The organism is Paracoccus haeundaensis, assembly GCF_006239215.1.
Lineage (GTDB): Bacteria > Pseudomonadota > Alphaproteobacteria > Rhodobacterales > Rhodobacteraceae > Paracoccus > Paracoccus marcusii.
The window spans coordinates 1-1,165 of record NZ_VDDC01000103.1 but is presented as its reverse complement, the minus strand read 5'-3'; the positions used below and the strand labels follow the sequence as shown (position 1 = coordinate 1,165).

General features: G+C 60.1%; 1 protein-coding gene. It reads right to left on the bottom strand.

Features of this window, described 5'->3' with window-relative positions:
* Positions 1-39 precede the first annotated feature (39 nt).
* A protein-coding gene (locus FHD67_RS20165) for an IS3 family transposase (protein WP_139599857.1) occupies positions 40-1,127 on the bottom strand; the annotation gives its coding sequence in 2 pieces (ribosomal slippage) (positions 40-878 and positions 878-1,127; 1,089 coding nt in all).
* Positions 1,128-1,165: the final 38 nt, after the last annotated feature.

Below are 1,165 nucleotides of genomic sequence, written 5' to 3'. Positions count from 1 at the left end.
GGTAATCCTCCCCGTTTTAACGGGGTTTGGTCGTAGAACTCACGCAGCCATTTTCAGTTTCTGTGCGGGTGTTATGCCGCCGATGCCCATGTTGGGTCGCTCGTTGTTGTAAGTCCAGAGCCAGTCGGTTGCGATACTCTGTGCCTCCGCGATGGTTTCAAAAATGTAGAGGTCGAGCCATTCATGGCGGACGGTGCGGTTGTAGCGCTCGACGTAAGCGTTCTGCTGCGGTTTGCCGGGCTGGATGTGGGTCAGGACAATGCCCTGCTTTGCGGCCCAGATTGCCAAGGTTGCGCTGATGTATTCCGGGCCGTTGTCGACCCTGATGGCCATGGGCTTGCCGCGCCACTCGATGATCTGGTTCAGCGCCCGAACCACGCGCTCGGCCGGAAGCGAAAAGTCGACCTCAATGCCCAGACCCTCGCGGTTGAAGTCGTCGAGCACGTTCAGCAGCCGGAATTGGCGACCATCGGCCAGACGGTCGGCCATGAAGTCCATGGACCACACGAGGTTCGGCGCGTCTGGAACCGAGAGCACGTCCGGCTTGTGCCGCTTGATGCGCCGCCTTGGCTTGATCCGCAGGTTCAGTTCCAGTTCGCAGTAGATCCGGCGAACGCGCTTGTGGTTCCAGGCATGGCCACGGACATTGCGCAGATACAGGAAGCATAGGCCGAAGCCCCAGGTTCTGTGCGCCTTGGTCAGGCCCTCAAGAAGATCCGCGATGGTCTCGTTCTCGGCACAGCGCTTCGGGCTGTAACGAAAGCACGTCTCGCTGACCCCAAATGTGCGGCAGGCCAGCGCAATGCTGACCCCCTTCGTTGCCACCGCCCTCGCGGCCAACTCGCGGCGTTGAGCTGGCCGCGTCACTTTTTTCCCAAAGCTTCCTTGAGCAGGTCGGCCTGCATGCTCAGGTCCGCGAACATGCGCTTCAGCCGCCGGTTTTCATCCTCCAGCGCCTTCATCTGGCTCATCATGGACGCATCCATACCGCCATACTTCGCCCGCCATTTGTAAAAGCTCGCGCTGCTGATCCCATGCTCTCGGCACAGCTCCGGCACCGCAACACCGCCTTCGGCCTGGCGCAGCACAGCCATGATCTGCGGCTCGGTAAATCGGGTCTTTCTCATTCGAATCTCCTCAGCTCACGCTACGAGAAAATTCTACG